Origin of the sequence: Labrenzia sp. CP4 (assembly GCF_001579905.1) — a bacterium.
Classification (GTDB): domain Bacteria; phylum Pseudomonadota; class Alphaproteobacteria; order Rhizobiales; family Stappiaceae; genus Roseibium; species Roseibium algicola.
The window spans coordinates 5,677,915-5,695,474 of sequence record NZ_CP011927.1 but is presented as its reverse complement, the minus strand read 5'-3'; the positions used below and the strand labels follow the sequence as shown (position 1 = coordinate 5,695,474).

General features: G+C 60.4%; 15 protein-coding genes. All 15 read left to right on the top strand.

All coding sequences use genetic code 11. From position 1 onward, the window contains the following. Window positions 1–19: 19 nt before the first annotated feature. Window positions 20–469: a Fur family transcriptional regulator gene (locus ACP90_RS26170; protein WP_062490922.1), complete on the top strand. Its 450-nt coding sequence runs from the start codon at window positions 20–22 to the stop codon at window positions 467–469. Beyond that, window positions 462–1,328, top strand: a complete 867-nt coding sequence (locus tag ACP90_RS26165; RefSeq protein WP_062490920.1) for a lysophospholipid acyltransferase family protein — start codon at window positions 462–464, stop codon at window positions 1,326–1,328. The genes ACP90_RS26170 and ACP90_RS26165 overlap by 8 nt, the downstream gene beginning before the upstream one ends. Before the next feature lie 234 nt (window positions 1,329–1,562). Beyond that, window positions 1,563–2,978, top strand: a complete 1,416-nt coding sequence (miaB, locus tag ACP90_RS26160) for a tRNA (N6-isopentenyl adenosine(37)-C2)-methylthiotransferase MiaB (RefSeq protein WP_286145773.1) — start codon at window positions 1,563–1,565, stop codon at window positions 2,976–2,978. Between the two features lie 84 nt (window positions 2,979–3,062). Then, entirely contained in the window at window positions 3,063–4,124 is a 1,062-nt protein-coding gene (locus ACP90_RS26155; protein ID WP_022999120.1) for a PhoH family protein, read from the top strand. Between the two features lie 16 nt (window positions 4,125–4,140). Then, on the top strand, window positions 4,141–4,656 hold the full coding sequence (gene ybeY, locus ACP90_RS26150) for an rRNA maturation RNase YbeY (RefSeq protein WP_062490915.1): 516 nt from the start codon (window positions 4,141–4,143) through the stop codon (window positions 4,654–4,656). A gap of 35 nt (window positions 4,657–4,691) precedes the next feature. After that, window positions 4,692–5,888, top strand: coding sequence for a hemolysin family protein (locus ACP90_RS26145; RefSeq protein WP_022999118.1), 1,197 nt, complete (start codon window positions 4,692–4,694; stop codon window positions 5,886–5,888). A 157-nt stretch (window positions 5,889–6,045) separates the two neighbouring features. Next, window positions 6,046–7,662 carry an apolipoprotein N-acyltransferase gene (gene lnt, locus ACP90_RS26140; protein ID WP_208993408.1) on the top strand — a complete coding sequence of 539 codons (1,617 nt, stop codon included), beginning with the start codon at window positions 6,046–6,048 and terminating at the stop codon, window positions 7,660–7,662. A gap of 190 nt (window positions 7,663–7,852) precedes the next feature. Beyond that, a complete protein-coding gene (locus ACP90_RS26135; RefSeq protein ID WP_023014432.1) occupies window positions 7,853–8,257 on the top strand; it encodes a helix-turn-helix transcriptional regulator in 405 nt (134 codons plus the stop codon). A 112-nt stretch (window positions 8,258–8,369) separates the two neighbouring features. Continuing rightward, window positions 8,370–9,542 carry a methionine adenosyltransferase gene (gene metK / locus ACP90_RS26130; protein ID WP_022999115.1) on the top strand — a complete coding sequence of 391 codons (1,173 nt, stop codon included), beginning with the start codon at window positions 8,370–8,372 and terminating at the stop codon, window positions 9,540–9,542. 80 nt (window positions 9,543–9,622) lie between these two features. Continuing rightward, complete coding sequence (locus ACP90_RS26125) at window positions 9,623–10,309, top strand: tRNA (guanine(46)-N(7))-methyltransferase TrmB (RefSeq protein ID WP_062490913.1); 687 nt, start codon at window positions 9,623–9,625, stop codon at window positions 10,307–10,309. A gap of 301 nt (window positions 10,310–10,610) precedes the next feature. Continuing rightward, window positions 10,611–11,204, top strand: a complete 594-nt coding sequence (gene rimP / locus ACP90_RS26120) for a ribosome maturation factor RimP (RefSeq protein WP_031268707.1) — start codon at window positions 10,611–10,613, stop codon at window positions 11,202–11,204. A 67-nt stretch (window positions 11,205–11,271) separates the two neighbouring features. Next, a complete protein-coding gene (gene nusA, locus ACP90_RS26115; RefSeq protein ID WP_062490911.1) occupies window positions 11,272–12,927 on the top strand; it encodes a transcription termination factor NusA in 1,656 nt (551 codons plus the stop codon). A gap of 140 nt (window positions 12,928–13,067) precedes the next feature. Further along, a complete protein-coding gene (locus ACP90_RS26110; protein WP_062490909.1) occupies window positions 13,068–13,703 on the top strand; it encodes an RNA-binding protein in 636 nt (211 codons plus the stop codon). Between the two features lie 29 nt (window positions 13,704–13,732). After that, the gene (gene infB, locus ACP90_RS26105) at window positions 13,733–16,465 is read left to right on the top strand and encodes a translation initiation factor IF-2 (RefSeq protein WP_062490907.1); all 2,733 of its coding nucleotides are present in this window, start codon (window positions 13,733–13,735) and stop codon (window positions 16,463–16,465) included. Between the two features lie 243 nt (window positions 16,466–16,708). Further along, window positions 16,709–17,134 carry a 30S ribosome-binding factor RbfA gene (gene rbfA, locus ACP90_RS26100; protein WP_055657070.1) on the top strand — a complete coding sequence of 142 codons (426 nt, stop codon included), beginning with the start codon at window positions 16,709–16,711 and terminating at the stop codon, window positions 17,132–17,134. Window positions 17,135–17,560: the final 426 nt, after the last annotated feature.

Genomic DNA, 17,560 nt, shown 5'->3' with positions numbered 1-17,560 from the left:
GACAGCGGACGGCATCGCAATGGCGGAAGAGCGGCAATCAACGCTAGCGGACTTGTGCATCGAAAAAGGTATGCGCATGACCGAACAGCGTCGCGTCATTGCCTCCGTCATCGAAGCCGCGTCCGACGAGCACCCGGACGTCGAGGAACTCTACCGCCGCTCCGTGGCGATCGATCCCGGCATTTCCATTTCGACGGTCTATCGTACGGTGAAGCTGTTCGAGGACGCCGGCATGATCGAACGGCACGATTTTCGTGACGGCCGGTCGCGTTATGAAACCGTTCCGGACGAGCACCACGACCATCTGATCGATCTGCGCTCCGGTCAGGTCATCGAGTTCCGCAACGAGGAAATCGAGGCCTTGCAGGAATTCATCGCCAAGAAGCTGGGTTACCGTCTGGTCGATCACCGGCTGGAACTTTATGGCGTCCCACTCGATGCCCCGAAGGATAGTCAGGGCGATGGCTGAGCTCAAGGCTGGGATTATCATCTTCCTTCTGACGCTGGTCTCGCTGGTGCTGATCCCGCTTCAGTGGCTGGCGGTGAAGCTCGGGCTGAAGATGCAGCGAAAACTGCCCCAGCTCTGGCACCGGATCGCCACCCGGCTTGTGGGCATCAAGATCGAGCAGATCGGGGCCCCGGCAGTGGACCGGCCGTTGCTGATCGCCTCCAACCACGCATCCTGGGTCGATATCACCGTGGTCGGCTCGCTGATGCCTCTCTCCTTCATCGCCAAGTCCGAGGTTTCCGGCTGGCCCATTTTCGGCCTGTTCGCCAAGCTTCAGCGCACGGTGTTCGTCAATCGCACCCGGCGCACGGAAACCGCCCAGGTGGCCGATGCCATCGCCGATCGCATGGCTGCCGGCGACGCGATGGTCCTGTTTGCCGAAGGGACCTCCAACGACGGCAATTGCGTCCTGCCGTTTCGCTCGGCCCTACTGGGCGCCGCCACCCGTGCGGTCGGCGAGGACGAAACCTCGAAAGTCTGGGTGCAGCCGCTTTCGGTCGCCTATCAGGGCTTCTACGGCCTGCCGATGGGCCGGGCCCATCGGCCGCATGTCGCCTGGTATGGCGATATGGAACTCGCCGGCCATCTGTGGGGCATCTTTTCGCGCGGCGCGCTCGACGTGGTGGTGCGCTGGGGCGAGCCGGTTCTGGTTGACCGGACAACAGACCGGAAAGCCCTGACCCGCCGTCTGGAAACGGAGGTTCGGGCGATGACGATAGCCTCGCTGCTGCAAAAGCCGGTCGACACCGAAGATTTCAGCGAAATCGAGACACTCGAGTTCTTCTCAAACGCGGAAAAAACCGCTAAAGCTGGCGCCTGAATTTGCAAGGTGCCGTCCGCCGCCGGTCTCAGGCGCGGGTCCCGGGCATGAAGGACGGATCGATCCTGTGCCTGTGCCGGGTGAACTGCCCGATGAAGGTACCGACATTCACGACATCCGGCCGCCTGAAAAAGGCCAGCGTATCAAGGCCATGAGGAGCCCCACGAGGAGCGAATGACAAGCCGCCCTGAACAAGACATGGAAACGAACGTCACCGTCGTTTCCGCCGCCGATATGACAGACGCCCGCAAGGGCGGAAACACCCGCAAGGTGTTCGTGCGTACCTATGGCTGCCAGATGAACGTCTACGACAGCGAGCGCATGACCGATGTGCTGGCACCGGAAGGATTCGAGGCGACGGACGATCTGGAAGACGCGGATCTTGTCATTCTGAACACCTGCCATATTCGTGAAAAGGCAGCCGAGAAAGTCTATTCGGAGCTTGGCCGCATCCGCAAGGTCAAGGAAGAGCGGGCTAAATCCGGCAAGGACATGATGGTGGGTGTCGCCGGCTGCGTTGCGCAGGCGGAGGGCGAGGAAATTTCTCGCCGGGCGCCGATTGTCGATCTTGTGGTGGGCCCGCAGAGCTATCATCAGCTGCCGTCCCTTCTGGAAAAGGCCCGCGCAGGCTCCAAGGTTGTCGAGACCGAGTTCGATATCGACGCCAAGTTCAATCACTTGTCGGAACGTGCCGAAAAGCAGGTTCTCAAACGCCCGCCATCCGCCTTCCTGACCGTGCAGGAAGGCTGCGACAAGTTCTGCACCTTCTGCGTCGTTCCCTACACGCGCGGGGCCGAAGTCTCCCGCTCTGTCGAACAGATCGTCAGCGAAGCCGAACGCATGGCCGCGGCCGGGGTACGAGAGATCACGCTGCTGGGCCAGAACGTCAACGCGTATCACGGCACTTCGCCGGACGGTGCCGTCTGGGGTCTTGGCCGGTTGCTGCGTCGTCTGGCGGAAATCGACGGTCTGGACCGGCTGCGCTACACCACCAGCCATCCGCGCGACATGGATGATGACCTGATCGAGGCGCATCGGGACCTGAAAAGCCTGATGCCGTATCTGCACCTGCCGGTGCAGTCCGGGTCCGACAAGATCCTGAAGGCGATGAACCGCCGGCACACGCGCGATGAGTATTTCCGCCTGATCGACCGCATTCGCGAGGTCTCTCCCGACATTGCGCTCTCAGGCGATTTCATCGTCGGTTTTCCGGGCGAGAGTGACCAGGATTTCGAAGACACGATGGATCTGATTCGACAGGTCGGCTATGGCTCGGCCTTCTCGTTCAAATACAGTTCCAGGCCTGGTACGCCCGGCGCAACCATGGACGAACAGGTACCGGAGGACGTCAAGTCCGCACGGCTGGCCGCGCTTCAGGCGCTGGTTGCCGAGCAGCAGAAGGCGTTCAACGCCTCGCGTCTGGGCATGATCTGCGATGTGCTTCTGGAGAAGACCGGCCGCAATCCCGGACAGCTGGTCGGCAAGTCGCCGTGGTTGCAGCCGGTGCAGCTGGATGCACCTGAAGATCTCATCGGGTCGATACAAGCGGTGGAAATCGTCGACATCGGGTCCAATTCCCTGTTCGGGCGGCTGATTGCGGGGCAAGATGATCTTGGAAGGTCCGGACGCATCCCGGCTCCGGCGGCCTAAAGGAGACGTCATTTGACGCGCGACAGCCACTCTTCATCCCGCAAGTCTTCGGTACAATCCTCTGCGGCCGGTTCGGCCTCCGACATGACCCATATTGTTCTTGCCTTTGAAGATAACCGGCTGATCGGAGATCTGTTTGGGCAATTCGACCAGAACCTTGCGCTGATCGAGCAGCGTCTTGGGATCGATGCGATCGCCCGGGGCAACCAGGTGACACTGAAAGGCAGCCAGGTTGGCTGCGCCCAGGCGCGCACGGCTCTGGAAGCCATGTATCAGCGCCTGCTGCAGGGGCAGGAAATCCACCCGGGTGATGTCGACGGCGCGCTGCGCATGGCAGCAGCTGCGGAAGCGCAGCTGCCGTTGCCGACGCTGGAGCCGAAGTCCCGGCTGGCCTTCGCCCAGATCGCGACCCGCCGGAAAACGATCGTCGCCCGCACACCGACCCAGGATGCCTACATCCGGTCGATGGATCGGGCCGACCTGATTTTCGGAACCGGCCCGGCCGGTACCGGCAAGACCTTTCTGGCGGTTGCCTATGCAGCAGCTCTTCTGGAGCGCGGTGATGTGGCCCGTCTGATCCTGTCCCGTCCTGCCGTGGAAGCCGGTGAGCGCCTCGGCTTTTTGCCGGGTGAAATGAAGGACAAGGTCGATCCGTACCTGCGGCCGATCTACGATGCGCTTTACGAGATGATGCCTGCCGAGAAGGTCGACCGTGGCTTGCAGTCCGGCATGATCGAAGTGGCGCCGCTCGCCTTCATGCGCGGCCGCACGCTCTCCAACGCGGTGGTGCTGCTCGACGAGGCGCAGAACACGACCTCCATGCAGATGAAGATGTTCCTGACGCGTCTTGGGGAAGGCTCGAAGATGATCGTCACCGGCGATCCGAGCCAGATCGACCTGCCGTCAGGGCAGATGTCCGGTCTGCGCGAAGCGCTGGGGCTTTTGACGGACATTCCGGAAGTTGCCCATATCCGCTTCAACGAGAAGGACGTTGTCCGTCACGAGCTGGTCGGACGGATCGTGACCGCTTACGACAACGCCTCTCGGGAAGAATCGGAAGCGCGCGAGCGCCGCTTTGCCGAGCGACAACGTGGTGCGGACCGCGACGGTGCCTCTGCGCGCCCTCGTGAAGCCGCAAATTCCTGAAAAGCCCTTGCCGACGATGCCAGACCGATTGCCTGATAGATTTCAGATAGACCTGTCGATAGAAGCAGGCGATTGGCCGGCGGAAAGCCAGTTGGAGGCGATAACTGCAAAGGCCATCACCGCTACCTTTGCAGGGGCGGATCTGGAAGTGCTGGAGGGAACCGAAGTCTCGCTGCTGTTTACCGATGACGCGTCGATCCGGCAGCTGAACGCGAAATGGCGCGACAAGGACAAGGCAACGAACGTCCTGTCCTTTCCCGGCAGCGATCCGCAAGGCGACGTTTATGGCCCCCTTCTGGGGGACATCGTTTTCGCCTATGAAACCGTCGCGGCGGAAGCTGCAGACCTTGGAATTGAATTTTCCGATCACCTTACCCATCTGACTGTTCACGGTTTGCTTCACCTTTTCGATTATGATCATCAGGAAAGTGAAGAGGCGGAACTGATGGAAAGCCTTGAGAAGTCCATTCTGGCGTCTCTTGGCATCGATGACCCTTACGCGGACAGGCCACTTGTGGCCGACGGCGGTTAAGTGGCATCATGGGATGTGATGTTCTTGATTGATGGATGATGAACTCAATTGAACCGCAAAGTCCGGCAACCGGGCAGAAGCCTGCCAGCACCGGACAGGACCAGGACGGGGAAGACCCGCAACAGCTGAAGCCGCAGAAACCTGCGGCCTTTCTCGATCTTCTCAAACGCTTCCTGCGCTTGGGCCGCCAGTCTTCGAGCTTGCGCGAGAACCTGGAGGACGAGCTTGCTCGCGAGGGCGGTGATGCTGCCTTCTCGCCGGAGGAGCGAATGCTCCTCGGAAACATTCTGAGACTGCGCGAATTGCGCGTCGACGACGTCATGATCCCGCGTGCGGATATCGACGCGGTCGATCTGGAAACCAGCCTCAGCCGCGTCATGGAACTGTTCCAGACGAGCGGGCATTCGCGCATGCCGGTTTACGAAGAGACGCTCGACGATCCGCGCGGCATGGTCCACATCAAGGATTTGATGGCCTATATCGCGGAACGTGGTGCTTCGAACCGTCCTGCAACTTCTGTGGACAATGAAAACGATACAACCGGCTTTCAACCGTCCAATTCGAATGCGCCTGCGCGGAACGGTCACAACATGCCCGACCTGGACCTGTCCTGTGTCGACCTGTCGGTCTCGCTGAAGGACACGGATCTGCTGCGCAATCTCCTGTTCGTGCCGCCGTCGATGCCGGCGACGGACCTGATGGCGAAAATGCAGGCCGATCGTATCCAGATGGCGCTGGTGATCGACGAATACGGCGGAACCGACGGACTTGTGTCGCTGGAAGATCTTGTCGAGGAAGTTGTCGGTGATATCGAAGACGAACACGACGAGGACGAGGAAGCCATGCTGGCTGCCGCCGGCGAGGGCGTGTGGATCGCAGATCCGCGTCTGCCGCTGGAGGAACTCGACGAAGCGCTCGGCACGCAGCTGAACGACGGCGAGATTTCCGAGGACGTCGATACGCTCGGTGGTCTGCTCTATGTCTCCGTTGGCCGCGTACCGGTCCGTGGCGAGCTGCTGCTGGTGCCGGATGAAGTGCCCGGGTTCGAATTCGAGATAATGGATGCGGATCCGCGCCGCATCAAGCGCCTGAAGATCCGCCGCCGCCGCGCCGACGCCCGCCCGCCGGATCTTCGCCGCCGTCCAAAGCGGACCGATTCCGTTTCCGGCGAGAGCAGCCAGGACAGCGAAAGCACCAAGACCAAGGTTGCTGCGTCCAGCGGAAACGGATGAGCGGTCGGACGCAGAAACCAGCCAAAAGGATGCTTGCCAACGGTGCCGATGGCCCGTCGTCTCGAAGCCACTTCTTCGCGCGCCGTTGGTATTAACCCTTGACCCCACTGCGGCGAGCCGACAAATCTCCTGACCGCAAGTATGGGGAAGCTCTTTGATGCAATGGTTGTCACACCGCCTGTCGGCCCTGCCAAATACCTTTCTTCTGGCATGGGGCTGGCAGCGCCGTCTCTTGTGCGCCGCCTGCGGTGCGCTGACGGCCTTTGCGCTTCCCCCTTATGACTTCACTTTCGTGCTTCTGGTCACGTTTCCCTGTCTGGTCTGGATGCTGGACGGAGCGGTCGATCCCGCACCCGGCAAGCGGGTTCAGCGGTTTCGCACGGGCTTCGCGCTCGGCTGGTTGTTCGGCTTCGGCTATTTTCTCTCGGGCCTTTGGTGGATCGGCGCGGCGTTTCTGGTGGAAGCGGAGCGCTTTGCCTGGCTGATGCCCTTTGCCGTGCTGGCAATGCCTGTCGGACTGGCGCTGTTCACGGGTCTTGGGGTGGGATTGGCCGCGATATTTTGGAGTGACCAGTTTCGCCGCACCCTGGTGCTTGCTGCCGGCCTGACCCTGACGGACTGGCTGCGTGGCCATGTCCTGACCGGGTTTCCCTGGAATGCCTTCGGCTATGGCGTGTCCGGATCGCTGAGCGTGTCGCAGGCGGCAAGTCTTGTCGGGCTCTATGGTCTCACCTTCTTCGTGGTTGCGGTCTTTTCGACGCCGGCCGTTCTGGCCGACGCTCGCCCGTTTCGCCAGCGTGCGACGGCCGTTGTCGTTGCGGCGGTTGCCCTGGTCGCGGTTGCAGGTTATGGCGCCGTCAGGCTCTGGCAGACGGCATTGCCCGTTGCCGATCTCGACATCCGAATCGTACAGCCATCGATCGATCAGAAAGACAAATGGCGGCCGGAGCTGCGCGACGAGATCTTTCAGACCTTCCTCGACATGACCGAAGCGCCGCTTGGCGGTGCCGCGCGCGTCGGACAGCCGCGCATGGTGGTCTGGCCGGAATCGGCCGTTCCCTTCCTGCTGACACAGGAGCCGGGAGCCTTGTTCCGGATCGGTCAGTCGCTCGGTGACAAGACCGAACTGGTGACCGGTGCGATCCGGGCCGAGCCCGGCATGAGAGGGGCTGATTACTTCAACAGCGTCTTCGTCATCGGCACCGAGGGTACCGTTCAGGGCATCTACGACAAGGTTCGGCTCGTGCCTTTCGGCGAATACGTTCCTTTTAAACCCCTGCTTGAATCACTGGGAATTTCTAACCTTGCGGGCCCCATGGATGGGTTCGAGGCCGGGTATCAACCGCGTGTACTGACCACCTCCGAAAGTTTTAGTTTTCTACCCATGATTTGCTATGAAGCAATTTTTCCGGGATCTCTGGACGGTGTTTCCAGAAGGCCGGACTTTCTGCTGAATGTGACCAACGACGCCTGGTTTGGCCGGACGCCCGGCCCTTATCAGCACCTCGCACAGGCTCGTTTACGTGCCATCGAAACCGGTCTGCCGCTGATTAGAGCAGCAAATACAGGCATTTCAGCGGTGATTGATGCCAAAGGTCAGGTGGTCGCGAAACTCGCGATATTCGAAAAAGGTCTGATCGATTCCAAGCTTCCGCAGAGACTAGACAATACTCTCTACGGCATTTTTGGCGATCTGCCGGTGCTCGTTATCTCGTTTCTTATCGTAGTATTTGCCGGGTTTTACCAATACAACCGCGATTCGCGTGTAAATTGATATTTTTTGTTTGAGTTGAGTGAAGAAACTGTGATACAACCGTGAAATAGCCGATTGAAGGCTGCTTCATGTACAAGTGAAAGGTTGCGGGCAAACTTCGGTCTCTTGAGCCTGTGGGGGGATGTCAGGAGAGCTTGTGCAAACGAAAACGAGCGGGCTTTTTCCGCGAGAAAAAGAAAGAGCGACACAGATGCCCAGTAAAAAGTCTCCGAATCCGATCGATATTCATGTTGGCAGCCGCGTTCGGCTTCGCCGCATGATGCTAGGCATGAGTCAGGAAAAGCTTGGCGAAAGTCTGGGCATCACCTTCCAGCAGATCCAGAAATACGAAAAAGGCACCAACCGTATCGGTGCCAGCCGGTTGCAACACATCGCAACCGTTTTGAAAGTCCCGGTTTCCTTTTTCTTCGAAGATGCGCCCGGTACGCCTGAAGAGGCGGAAGGCTTCGGCGAAACGCAGCCGACGTCTTATGTGGTCGACTTCCTGTCTTCTTCCGAAGGCCTGTCCCTGAACAAGGCATTCGTGCGGATTGAAGACCCGAAAGTACGCCGCCGGATCGTCGATCTGGTCCGGTCCCTGGCTGGCGACGACTGACAAAATTCACGCGCGCGCTTGACGCGGCGAAGAACTTCTAAGATTGATGCAGACGGAGCGGCGATGACAATCGCCGCTCCTGTCATATTCATTCCCAGAAGGACGATCGCCAATGGCACGTCAGAATTACCTGTTTACCTCCGAGTCCGTCTCCGAAGGGCATCCGGATAAAGTATGCGACCGTATTTCCGATGCGGTTGTAGATGCCTACCTCAAGGAAATGCCGGAAGCGCGCGTTGCCTGTGAAACCCTGGCAACGACCAACCGCATCGTGATCGCCGGCGAAACCCGCGGTCCGTCAACCATCACCAACGATTACATCGCTCATCTTGCCCGCATGGCCGTCAAGGATATCGGCTACGAGCAAGACGGTTTCCATTGGGAAAACTGCGATATCGCCGTTCACCTTCACGCGCAGTCCGCACACATCGCCCAGGGCGTTGATGCTGCCGACAACAAGGACGAAGGTGCTGGCGATCAGGGCATCATGTTCGGTTACGCCTGCCGTGAAACCGAAGAATTGATGCCGGCTCCGATCCTGTTTTCGCACAAGATCCTGCGTCTTCTGGCCGACGTCCGCAAATCCGGTCAGGAGCCTGCGCTCGGCCCGGACGCAAAGAGCCAGGTAACCGTCCGCTACGTCGACGGCAAGCCGGTCGAGGCAACCTCGATCGTTCTGTCGACCCAGCATCTGGATCCGGCCCTGACCTCCTCCGACGTGCGCGCCATTGTCGAGCCCTACATCCGCACTGCACTGCCGGAAGGCTTCATCACCGGCGACACCGTCTGGCACGTCAACCCGACCGGTGCTTTCGTTATCGGCGGCCCCGATGGCGATGCCGGCCTGACCGGCCGCAAGATCATTGTCGACACCTACGGTGGTGCCGCTCCGCATGGTGGCGGCGCATTCTCCGGCAAGGATCCGACCAAGGTGGACCGTTCGGCAGCCTACGCGGCGCGCTATCTTGCCAAGAACGTCGTCGCGGCCGATCTGTCCGACCGCTGCACCATTCAGCTTTCCTACGCCATCGGCGTTCCGGAGCCGCTGTCGGTCTACGTCGACCTGCATGGCACCGGCCGCTGCGATGAAGCCAAGCTGGAAAAAGCGTTGCGCGATGTCATGGGCCTCAGCCCGCGCGGCATTCGCCAGCACCTGAAGCTGAACAACCCGATCTATGAGCGCACCGCCGCTTACGGCCACTTCGGCCGCGAACCTGAGGCCGATGGCGGCTTCAGCTGGGAAAAGACGGATCTGGTTGACGCGCTGCGCCCGCTTGCGGGATAAGCTGCGCCTACGCTGAACATGGAAGAAGTGAAGCAGATCGCCGGTTCAGTGCCGGCGATCTGTCGTTTTGAAGTTGAATTATGACTGACCGCTACGAAGGTTCCTTTTACGGCCGCCGCAAGGGCAAGCCGTTGAGCCCGCGCCGTGAGGCGCTGATGGAAAACGAACTGCCGCGCCTGGCGCTGGACCTGGCAACACCCGCTCCGGAGGATCTGAAGACCCTCTTTGACGCGGATGTCGACGAGGTGTGTCTGGAGGTCGGTTTTGGCGGCGGTGAGCATCTGCTTCACCGGGCCAGAACCAATCCGCGTGTCGGCTTCATTGGCGTCGAACCTTTCGTCGGCAGCATGGCCAAGGCCGTGAATGCCGTCGTGGGGGAGGGGTTCCGCAATATCCGCCTTTACGATGATGATGCCGTCAATGTTCTGGACTGGTTGCCCGAGGCAAGTCTCGACCTGGCCTATCAGCTCTATCCGGATCCCTGGCCGAAAAAGCGCCATTGGAAGCGCCGGTTCATCAACGAACAGAATCTCGATCGCTATGCCCGGGCCATCAAGCCCGGCCACGAGTTCCGTTTTGCCAGCGACATCGATACCTACGTCGACTGGACACTGCGCCATTGCCGCGACCATGCGGCGTTCGAATGGGCGGCGGAAACAGCGTCCGACTGGAAAACACCCTGGGAGGGCTGGCCAAGTACACGCTACGAGGCGAAGGCCATCCGCGAGGGGCGTATCGGACGGTACCTGACTTTCTGCAGGGTGTAGCGGCACATCGCGGAGAACGGCGCGTTTGCTGCCGTTTATCGGGGGATTCCGGACTGGCGCTAACTTCTTTGAGGAATTTGGCCCGGCCTCTTGCCTTTTTGCCCCCTTTGGCGTTATACAGCCCGTGTTTCACCTCAAACGGCTTATCTGAGCACTTTGAGAGTGGGCCCGCCGGGGACCCGCTCTTTTTTGCTTACATAACCGGAAACCAACGAGTTCGAGCAGGACTGCCCTATGTAAATCGACAATCAGGTGCATCTGATGCTCAAGAGCCGGTAACGGCCGCCAACAGGAGCCAAGTGTGAGCGCACACGAACCGAGAATTGTTACGGAACAGGGTCTTGATGCCCGTGTTGCCGCAATTGTGGAGCCGGTCATCGAGGACCTCGGCTACCGACTGGTGCGTACGAAGATCAGTGCTCAGAACGGCTGCACCCTGCAGATCATGGCGGAGCGCCCGGACGGCACCATGACGGTCGAGGATTGCGAAACCATCAGCCGGGCCGTGTCGCCTGCGCTCGACGTCGAAGACCCGATCAACCGGGCATATCATCTAGAAGTTTCATCTCCAGGTATCGACCGTCCGCTCGTGCGGGCCGGCGATTTCAATCGCTGGGCCGGCCATGAGCTGAAGGTCGAGATGGCCGTCATGCTGGATGGCCGCAAGCGGTTCCGGGGCAAGCTCCTCGGCGCGGAAGACGGCAAGGCCAACCTTCGGCTGCCCGATGTGCGGGAAGGCGAAGAGGACACCGTGGCACTGCCGCTGGAGAACATCGGCGAAGCCAAGCTGGTTCTGACCGATGACTTGATTACCGCAGCTCTTCAGGCGGAAAAGGCGGCGCTCGCCGCCCGTGGCCAGGATGACGAGCTGTCGCAGGATAACATGCCCAACTGAGCCACAGGCTCTAAGGGAAAGAAGAAGAACGCGCCCGAACCGATCCTTGGCGCAAGAGGAGTGGAATATGGCAATCAGCGCGAACCGGCTGGAACTGCTGCAAATCGCTGACGCGGTCGCACGGGAAAAATCCATCGACCGGATGATCGTCATCAATGCAATGGAAGACGCGATCCAGAAGGCAGCCCGCTCCCGCTATGGTACGGAAACGGAAGTCCGTGCCGAAATCAATCCGAAGACCGGCGAGATCCGTTTGCAGCGCCTGCTTCAGGTCGTTGACACTGTCGAGAACGTTTCCACCGACATCTCTCTTGATGACGCGCAGGCCCGCAATCCGGAAGCCAGCATCGGCGACTTCATTGCCGAACCGCTGCCGCCGCTCGATTTCGGCCGTATCGCCGCCCAGTCCGCCAAGCAGGTCATCGTGCAGAAAGTGCGCGAAGCCGAGCGTGACCGTCAGTACGAAGAATTCAAGGACCGTGTCGGCGAAGTCGTCAACGGTGTCGTCAAGCGCGCCGAATACGGCAACGTCATCGTCGATCTTGGCCGCGGCGAAGGCATCGTCCGTCGCGACGAGCTGATCCCGCGCGAAATCTTCCGCACGGGCGACCGCATCCGCGCCATCATTTACGACGTTCGCCGCGAACAGCGCGGCCCGCAGATCTTCCTGTCGCGCACGCATCCGCAGTTCATGGCGAAGCTGTTTGCCCAGGAAGTTCCGGAAATCTACGACGGTGTCATCGAGATCAAGTCCGTTGCCCGTGACCCGGGTTCGCGTGCGAAGATCGCCGTGATCTCCAAGGACAGCTCCATCGACCCGGTCGGCGCCTGCGTGGGTATGCGCGGCAGCCGCGTCCAGGCCGTTGTTGGCGAGCTCCAGGGCGAAAAGATCGACATCATCCCGTGGAACGAAGAAGCGGCAACCTTCATCGTCAACGCCCTGCAGCCGGCCGAAGTTGCCAAGGTTGTTCTGGACGAAGACGCCGAACGTATTGAAGTTGTCGTTCCCGATGACCAACTATCACTGGCGATCGGCCGCCGCGGCCAGAACGTGCGTCTGGCCTCACAGCTGACCGGCTGGGCCATCGACATCATGACCGAGCAGGAAGAAAGCGACCGCCGCCAGAAGGAATTCCTGGAGCGCTCGCAGCTGTTCATGGAAGCCCTCAACGTGGACGAGATGGTCGGACAGTTGCTGGCGACCGAAGGCTTTACCTCGGTTGAGGAAGTTGCCTATGTGGAGCTCGATGAGATCTCGATGATCGAAGGCTTCGACGACGACACCGCCGTCGAAATCCAGGCACGTGCCCGGGATTACCTGGCCGAGCTGGAAGCAAAACTCGACGAAGAGCGCATTTCGCTCGGCGTTGCCGACGACTTGAGGTCGATTGATGGCCTGACAACGGCTATGATGGTTGCCTTGGGCAAGGACGACATCAAGACGATGGAAGACCTCGCCGGTTGCGCTGCTGACGATCTCGTCGGCTGGACCGAACGCAAGGACGGTGAAACCAAGCGCTTCGAAGGTGCTCTTTCGGAATTCGACATGTCCCGCGCTGAAGCGGAAAACGTCGTGATGGCCGCCCGTCTGGCAGCCGGCTGGATCACCGAGGAAGAACTCGCAGCTCAGGCTGAGGCAGAAGAAGCCGAAGAAGAAGACGAGGCCGAAATGGCCGAGACCGTTGGAGAAGAGCCGCAGGGCGGCGCGATCCTGAACGGGTAACGAGAGAGGCAAAAGCCTCCTGTATGAAGCTTCCGGTATGGCCCCGGCCGATCGGCAGCTTTGAATTCGCAAGTTCGATCAACTTTTCTGCGCCGAAGGTGTTCGCACCGGAAAGCAGGTTGATCTAAAGGAGTGGCAGCGTGCCCAGGAAGAGTGAGCCGACCGAACGGCAATGTGCCGTGACCCGGGAGGTTCAGCCCGTCAGTGCGCTGATCCGGTTCGTCCTCGACCCGCAAGGCGAGGTGGTTCCGGATCTGAAGCGGGTTCTTCCAGGGCGTGGTGTTTGGATAACCGCCACGAAAGAAGTCGTGGCTGTTGCCGAAAAGGACCGGAAAAAGGTCTTCGGCAGGGGTTTTAAAGGGGAAGCCTCTGTCGAGCCGGGACTGGCGGATCGGGTTGATGCGCTCATGGAACGATCGGCGCTGCAAGCGCTCTCCATGACGCGCAAGGCCGGCGAGCTGGTAACGGGATATGCGAAAGTTGAAGCAGCTCTGCGGCAGGAAGATGTCGCCGGGCTGGTCCATGCCTCGGACGCTGCAGAAGACGGGGTAAGGAAGCTGGTGGCACTGGCTGCCGGCACTCAGGAACACGCAAACGGATGCCAAATCGTCCGTTTGTTCGATTCGGACCAATTGGATTTGGCATTGGGCCGGTCAAATGTGATACATGCTGCACTGCTTGCGGGGCAGGCGAGCGAAAACTTCCTGTCGCGGGTGCGTGACCTGGAGCGTTTTCGCAACTCCTCCGGGGCAAGCAGCGATAATGGCAACGCTTGAAAAGGCGGTTGCGCAGGACTGAAGGCAATATGAGCGATACGAAAAATCCAGGCGACAAGACAATCAGCGTTGAGCGTGGCAAAACGCTTGGCCTAAAGCGCGGCGGTGGCGATCAGGGAACTGTTCGGCAGTCCTTCTCGCATGGCCGGACCAAAGCCGTCGTCGTGGAAAAGAAGAAGCGTCGTGTTGTACTCCCGGGGCAGGAAGCGAAAGCAGAAGCTCCTGCGCCGACAACACAGCGCCTCGAGCGGCCGGCTGAAGCGCCGCGTACGCCGCCACAGCCAGATCCACAGGCGACCAAGCAGGCTCGCCGGTCTGCCTCCGGCCAGCGCCAGAAGGGCAACGGCAACGTTCTGCGCACCCTGACCAAGGAAGAAGCGGCAGCACGTGCGGCAGCCCTTCAGATGGCGAAGGTGCGCGACGAGGAAGACCGCAAGCGCCGCGAAGAAGAAGACAAGCGCCGGGCTGTTGAAGCCGCGCAGCGTCAGGCCGAAGAAGAGGCCCGCGCCAAGGTGGAAGCGGAAGAGCGCGCAAAGCGTGAAGCCGAAGAAGCTCTCCAGGCTGCGGAACAGGCCAAGGCCGAACCGAAGAGCGAACCTGTTGCCGAAGCGGCAACGGAAGCTGCTGCGCCTGTGCGCAAGGAAGCAACCGGTCGCGCCGTGGTTCGCAAGCCGGCTCACGCCGACGGCGGCAAGCCGCCGAGCCTTGACGACATGGGCAAGCGCAAGGCGCCGGAAGCTCCGGCCGCACGTGCGAAACCCGAGCGCGGAGAATCCGAAGAAGACGATCGCAACAACAAGAGCGTTCGTGCGGTCAAGCGTCCGAAGCAGGCTCCGGCTCCCGCCGCGCGTCCGCGCACCGGCGACGACCGCCGCCGCTCCAAGCTGACCATCTCCGCCGCCACCGGTGGCGACGACGGCCAGCGTGCGCGGTCTCTGGCCTCCATGCGCCGTCGCCAGGAAAAGGCGAAGCGCGGGCAGCAGCAGGTCGTGCGTGAGAAGATCATGCGTGAAGTCGTTCTGCCGGAAGCCATCACGATCCAGGAACTCGCCAACCGTATGGCAGAGCGCGCCGTGGACGTGATCAAGCTTCTCATGAAGCAGGGCCAGATGCTCAAGATCAACGACGTTATCGACGCCGATACCGCCGAACTGATCGCCGAGGAAATGGGCCACACGGTCAAGCGCGTGTCTGAAGCAGACGTCGAAGAAGGTCTGTTCACCACGGAAGACGAACCGTCCACCCTGCTGCCGCGTCCTCCGGTCGTAACCATCATGGGTCACGTCGATCACGGCAAGACCTCGCTGCTCGATGCGATCCGCAAGTCGAAGGTTGTCACCGGCGAAGCCGGCGGCATTACCCAGCACATCGGCGCCTATCAGGTCGATCAGGACGGCAACAAGATCACTTTCATCGATACCCCGGGCCACGCTGCGTTCTCGCAGATGCGTGCTCGCGGTGCAAAGTCGACCGATATCGTGATCCTTGTTGTTGCTGCTGACGATGGCGTCATGCCGCAGACCAAGGAAGCCGTTGCGCACGCCAAGGCTGCCGACGTGCCGATCATCGTGGCCATCAACAAGATGGACAAGCCGGAAGCCGATCCGAACCGCGTCCGTACCGAACTTCTCAGCGAGAGCCTCGTTGTGGAATCCATGGGCGGTGACGTGATCGATGTGGAAGTCTCGGCCAAGAGTGGCCAGGGCCTCGACAAGCTTCTGGAAATGATCCTGTTGCAGTCCGAAGTTCTGGAACTCCAGGCCAATCCGGACCGCAAGGCGGAAGGTATCGTCATCGAAGCGCAGCTCGACAAGGGCCGCGGTCCGGTTGCCACCGTTCTGGTGCAGAAGGGGACCCTCAAGCCGGGCGACATTCTTGTTGCCGGTGCCGAGTGGGGCCGCGTCCGCGCCATGCTCGACGAGAATGGCAACCAGGTGAAGGAAGCCGGTCCGGCCAAACCGGTCGAGGTTCTGGGCTTCCAGGGCACTCCGGAAGCCGGTGACATGGTTGCGGTCGTCGACAACGAAGCCCGCGCCCGTGAAATTACCGATTACCGTCAGCGCCAGATCCGCGAGAAGGCCTCCGTGGTCGCCTCCGGTACGCGTGGTTCGCTCGAGCAGATGATGAACCGTCTGCAGGAAACCGGCAAAAAAGAGTTCCCGCTGGTGCTCAAGGCCGACGTGCAGGGCTCCGCGGAAGCGATTGCCCATGCGCTCAACGAACTCGGCAACGAGGAAGTCGGCGCACGCATCCTGCTCTCCGGTGTCGGTGGCATCACCGAAAGCGACGTCACGCTGGCGCTCGCTTCCAAGGCTCCGATCATCGGCTTCAACGTGCGTGCCAACAAGCAGGCCCGTGAAGCGGCAAGCCGCGAAGGCATCGAGATCCGTTACTACAACGTGATCTACGACCTGGTCGACGACATCAAGGCGGCCCTGTCGGGCATGCTGTCGCCGGAGCGCCGCGAGACCTTCCTCGGCAACGCGGAGATCAAGGAAATCTTCCACATCTCCAAGGTCGGCAAGGTTGCAGGCTGTCTGGTCACCGAAGGTGTCGTGGAACGTGGCGCCAACGTTCGCCTCATTCGCGACGACGTGGTCATCCACGAAGGCGAACTGGGCACGCTCAAGCGCTTCAAGGACGAGGTCAAGTCTGTCGAATCCGGTCAGGAATGCGGCATGAACTTCGTCAAGTACCAGGACATGCGTCCGGGCGACGTCATCGAGTGCTTCCGCGTCGAGCAGATCGCACGGACACTCTGATCGAAGTCAGAAATCTACTTGAAACTGATGTCAGCGGCTTATTCAATTAAGCCGCTGACATCGTATCTGGTCGCAGGTAACGCCGTCATGCCAAGGCTTCGCCGTGGCAGCCGCGCCATCCGGGTAGTTTGGCCAATGTCTGTGCTTGGGGCACGGCAAAGGCGTGGATAGCCTGAAAAGGTCCGGCAACGGCACCCGAAACGTCGGGACGCATTGCGCTGCCAGAGATGCAGGAACAACAAAATGGCAAGACAACACGGACAGGACAGCCGCGGCCCCTCCCAGCGCCAGTTGCGCGTTGGCGAGACGGTTCGCAAGGAGCTGTCCGATATTCTGACCCGGGGACGGTTCTCCGATCCTGATCTCGACGGGGTGATCGTCACGATCCCCGAAGTGCGCATGACGCCGGACCTTCGCCTGGCCACCTGCCTGGTAATGCCGCTTGGTGGCGTCAACGCCGAAAATGTCGAAAAGGCCCTGAACCGCAGCGCCAAATATCTGCGCGGCCAGGTGTCCCGCCGGCTGACCATGAAATACATGCCGGACCTGCGCTTCGTTCTCGACACACGGTTCGACGACGACGACCGCATCGGCACGCTGCTGCATTCCCCGGAAGTCTCCCGCGATCTCGACGCGGACGAAGAGGACGGCGATCCAGCCAAGGATTGATTGCCGCGCTGAAACCACAATTCACGGTTCAATTTGAAATTGCGTGAATTCGAGTTCTTGGCCCTCGGTAATTGTAGCCTCGCCGGGAAATGGAAAACTGAATTTGTCTGGTCGGTCGACTTGAATGTGTGCCGTGTCTGCAAGTCACTTGATGTGAAAGAAGAAGGCGCTCTTCAGAACTATCGCAGCAATCGCACTTGGTGCAGCGACCTCTGCATGTGTCGTGTTTCCCGTTCCACGCGTCCTCGCGCCTGAGGTTTCGGGCGTGCTGTTAAACGATGGTATGCCGGTTGCAAATGCAGATATTGAGTTGGTGGCAGCATTGGCTCCATCAGACGCATAAAGTTGGAAACCAGGTGACTTACTGTGACCACAACAGACTTGAAAAACTCAAGAATGATCGCTGACGAAAGCTGATGTCTTCAG